At 67.6% G+C, this 4,590-nt stretch carries 1 protein-coding gene and 3 pseudogenes; 2 read left to right on the forward strand and 2 right to left on the reverse strand.

Translation table 11 applies throughout. The annotated features are described in order from the left end of the window. Positions 1-372: 372 nt before the first annotated feature. Both ACZ5ON_RS35725 and ACZ5ON_RS35730 read right to left on the reverse strand, forming a co-directional pair. Positions 373-2,373 (reverse strand): choice-of-anchor P family protein, encoded by a 2,001-nt coding sequence (locus ACZ5ON_RS35725; protein WP_465601724.1) that lies wholly within the window; start codon positions 2,371-2,373, stop codon positions 373-375. A gap of 150 nt (positions 2,374-2,523) precedes the next feature. After that, positions 2,524-2,730, reverse strand: a pseudogene (locus ACZ5ON_RS35730) (hypothetical protein); the annotation flags it as partial. 378 nt (positions 2,731-3,108) lie between these two features. Between ACZ5ON_RS35730 and ACZ5ON_RS35735 the strand changes: the two are divergent. Continuing rightward, positions 3,109-3,894, forward strand: a pseudogene (locus ACZ5ON_RS35735) (IS256 family transposase); the annotation flags it as partial. A gap of 47 nt (positions 3,895-3,941) precedes the next feature. Continuing rightward, positions 3,942-4,169 (forward strand): annotated as a pseudogene (locus ACZ5ON_RS35740) (IS4 family transposase); the annotation flags it as partial. Positions 4,170-4,590: the final 421 nt, after the last annotated feature.

The raw sequence follows: 4,590 nt of genomic DNA on the forward strand, positions 1-4,590 counted from the left end.
GCAATTGGAAGCTGTCCTACTACCAACTCCTTCTCGCGTTCAGGACGCAACACCTGGGAAAACGTGACCCTACCTTCGGTTTGGGAATCGCTTCTGAAAGTGAACGAGTTCGTGAATTCTGGAGGTAGTGGCGCGTCGAACTCGGCGGCGGTCAGAAACTGCTGGTTTCCGTGGGCGCGATCAGCGTCTCGCCGGCGGGTGAACCACGGTTCAGCCGCCGCCGACACAGCGGGCGGTGGCGTCTACCGGTGCGACGGCGTCGGTGGGCTCGAGCACCTGGCACTGACCTTCGTTGCTGAGGCCCCAGGCGCGGGCGGGGCCGCCCGACGTTCGCCGGGCGGCCCCTGGGAAGTGGTTGCGAACAGCAGCGGTTTAGCAGTTGCCGATATCGCTGCTGGACGAGCCGATCACGACGTTCAGCAGCCCGAGTGCGTTGATGTGGACGGCGTTGACGGTCAGGCCCTGGTCGGCTCCGGTCACCGGCGTCTGCTCGTTGAATGTCAGGGTGACTCCGAGCACGGTGACGGTCGTGTTTGCGCCCGGATGCAGGTTCACGTTCACCGGGATGCCGCCGACGGTGACCGACCCGATGGTGACACTGCCGGTCGATCCGCCGCAGTTCGTCGTGGACGAGGACTGCACCAGGCCGATCTTGATCACCGGCACGCCCGTCACGCCGATGGTGGCGTCCTGCACCCCGGAGGTCGCGATCGAGGTGCCGGGATTGACGGATGTGACCACCTGCGCGCACAGCGCGTGGGCGCTGATCAGTCCGCCGATGCTGGCCACGCACGGCGGGCCGAAGGTTCCGGCGGACGCCGTCTGGATCGGACCGGTGTCGGGAATCGCGGCGATCGTGACCAGGCCGCTCGAGGAGAGGCCGAACGCCTCGCCGGTCATGTATTGGAACTTCAGGGTCGCGCCGGCCGAGGCCGGCAGGTAGTAGGCGTCACCGGCGAAGACCGCGGTGACCGGGACCGAGGTGCTGGACGCCGGCTGGTTGACGGAGGAGATGGTGCAGGAGGCGTTTCCGTTGCCGTCGGTCGTACCGGTGCAGGACTGGGCCGAGGCCCCGGAACCGAGGGTGAAGGTGACCTTGCGGCCGGCGATCGCCGAGGTGCCGTCCTCGAGCAGCACGCCGGAGAGTGTGAGCGGCACACCGTTGGCGGCCTTGGACGGGCCGGTGTACCTCAGCGTGGTCTGTTCAAGGTTGACGGTATAGGTGGCGGTCGACGACGAGCCCAGGTCGGTCGCGCTGCCCGAGAAGGTTGCGGTCAGCGGATAGGAGCCGGCGGCTTCCTGCGGGGTGATCTGGCAGGACGCCGTTCCGCTCGCGTCGGTGACCGCCGAGCAGGACTCGGATTTGTTCAGCGTGAACACGATCGTCTGGCCGGCCGCCGGCCCGCCGTTGTCGGTCAGCACCGCGGACACGGTGCCCGGGTCGTTGTAGTCGCTGGTCGACGTTCCGGTGATGGTCAGCGACGACGGCCGTTTCTGCCAGACCACGGTCACGGTGTTCGAGGTGATCGTGCCCGCCGGGTTGGCGGTCGTCTCGATGGCGATGTCGGTACCGGGGTTCGCACCGGTATAGGAGAATGTCGCCACGCCGTTCACGTCGGTCGTCGCGGTCTCTGTCAAGCCCGCGTTGGGCCCTGACTGCACGGTGAAGGAGACGGTGGCGCCCTGCAGAGGGTCGCCGCAGGAGTTGGTGAGCGTGGCCCGGAATGAGGCCGTGGTCCCGACGTCGTCGGTCTGGGTCGATGGACCGAGTGTGAGAGACGCGCTCGGGCAGCGCGTGCCGAGCAGCGACCACTGCGCCGACTCGTTGGTGCCGGCCGGGCAGGCTGCCAGGTCGATCCCGCCGGTGTTGAGCACCTGCTTCGTGTCGAACAGCGCGTTCGTCACACCGCCGATCGTCACGTCGACCTCAGGGATCACTCCGTCCGGTGTGCAGTTCGTCGCCGCGCCGTTGACCCCGATGTCCGAGGTGTCGAATGCTCCACTGGTACCGCCGCATACCGCGGCGGCGGTGGGATTGGTCTGAGTGACGATCATTTGCTTCCCGGGCTGCAACACGGTGCCATGCGGCCAGATGTCGAAGGTACACGTGCTGATCTTCACGATCACCGAGTCGACGGTTTGCGCGATCGAGGTGTTGTTGACGACGCGCACCGCGCCCGCGTCGTAGGTGCAGCCGACGCAGCCGTCGAACGTCACCCCGGGCGAGCCCGCCCACGGCGTCGGGAAGTTGTTCGGGTTGGCGCGCGCGTTGTCGGCGTAGCCGACCTGCACCACGACGCCAGACGCGGCGGCGGCCGGTGCCGCGGAGACCGCCACGACCCCGGCGAGCGCGAGCGCGGCCGTCACGAGCACGGCCAGCCACCTGGGCATGGCCCTGCGGAATATTCGGATTTTGTGCATGAGTACCCCCCTGCACTGCGGCCCGAGCCGGCCCAAAGGCCTAAGGGGCCTGTAGTCCAACCCCGAAGCCGGAGCTGGCCCTTCATGACGTTAAAGAAACGATCACGAAACAAACAGGTGGGAGACGGGCGCATAAGAGCCCCGAGGTGGTGGACCGTCGAACAGAATGCGCCCGAAACGCTTCCGATGCACCCCGGCCGGGTCCGCCCCCAGGGCGGTGGGCACGGCGTGCAGGCCGAGGCGGGTGAACTCGGCGAGGTCGGCCTCGTGCTCGTGCTCGTGGACGATCCGCCGCCGCAGCAGGGTGGCCGGCACCGTGGTGCGGTGCACCCCGTTCGCGTCGGCCAGGTCGCCGGGCCGCTGGTCACAGCGCAGCACGGCCAGCACAATGCCGGCGATCTTCCCCGCGAGCACCGCGCATCCGAACACACGGGCATGCTGGGGTCCGTGACCGATATGGCCACCCGGCCAGCCGCTGCCGGTCCACTCCAAGTCCCGGCCGCGGAGCCAGCGCTATCCGCCCCGCCCAGAGTCGTCAACGACCTCACCCGGGACCTGAGCTTGACTCTGTCGGGGATCTTGGTCGCAGCGGCGTCAGCTGACGGCTCGCCAGGAGCGGGTCTGTACGGTGACCGGTGTATCTCCCGATCAAGGAAGAGCACCTGATGAGCGACGTGATCGCCTCGGTTGAGGCCGGTTGAAGACGTCCGGCCGACTGAGCTGTCGGCGGACCTGCTGGACGAGCAGTTGATCGGGCAGCTGGTCGACCGAGCCCGGGCCAGCGGGCTCCAGCTGACCGGCGAGGGCGGGCTGCTACAGCAGCTGACCAAGCGGGTGCTGGAGTCCGCCCTGGAGGGCGAGATCACCGGCCACCTCGGCTATGAGCAGCACGACCGGGCAGGCGCGGGCAGCGGCAACAGTCGCAACGGTGTCCGGGCGAAGACGGTGCTGACCGACGTTGGACCGGTCGAGATCGAGGTGCCCCGCGACCGCGAGGGCAGCTTCGAGCCGCAGATCGTCAAGAAGCGCCAGCGGCGGTTGACCGGCGTCGACGAGATGGTGCTGTCCCTGTCCGCAAGGCGACTGACGCGCGGTGACATCTCCGCGCACCTGGCCGAGGTCTACGGGGCGAGCGTGTCCAAGTCGACCATCTCCACCATCATCGACAAGGTCATGGACGGGATGGCCGAATGGCAGAACCGCCCGCTCGACGCGATCTACCCGGTGGTCTTCATCGACTGCATCCACGTCAAGGTCCGCGACGGGCAGGTCGCCAACCGGCCGATCTACGTCGCCCTCGCGGTGACCGTGGACGGCACCCGCGACATCCTCGGACTGTAGCCCGGCGACGGCGGCGAGGGAGCCAAGTACTGGCTCCAGGTCCTGACCGAGATCAAGAACCGCGGCGTCGAAGACGTGTGCATGGTGGTCGGCGACGGCCTCAAGGGCCTGCCGGACGCCATCTCAGCGGTCTGACCGCAGGCCATCACCCAGACCTGCGTGGTCCACCTCATGCCCTCGACGAGCTCAAGACCCACCAGCGCGGCCCCGCCCAGGTCCTGCGCTCCCGCTCGCCGGAGGGCGTCGAGCAGGAGGTCTGGGCCCACCTGCTCGTTCACCATGCCATCCGCTCGCTCATGCACGACAGCGCAGGCCCAGCCGGGATCGACGCGGACCGGCTCTCTTTCACCCGTACCCTCCGCCTCGCGCGGCGCCAAGTCGCGGCGCAGGCGGCCTTTTCCCCCTGACCGCCTGGCCACGGCTATCACGGCCGGCATCGGCGAGATAGCCGAACGACTGCTGCCCGTCCGCCGCAGACGTTCCAACCCTCGCGTCGTCAAACGCAAGATGTCCAACTTCGGTGTCAAGCGCAGCGAACACCGTCTCTGGCCCCAGCCCACCCGCGACGCCGCCGAAGCAGTCGCCATCGCACCGCACTACAGGACAACCCCGACCAACCCTCCAACCAAAGTTCCACGAGCCTGAGATGCTTAAGACCGACCGGCAATAGGTGCCGAGGAGGTGGGGTGGGCGGCAGAACGGGCACGGGTCCACGTGATCATGGAGTTCTCTACAACGCCGCTGCGTTATGGCATGAGTGCGCAGGTCAAGGGGCTTGAACAAGGCAACGGGACACCTGTAGATCAACGATCGGCGAAGAAAGTCGAT

The sequence above is a fragment of the Kitasatospora sp. NPDC032150 genome, from assembly GCF_055579945.1.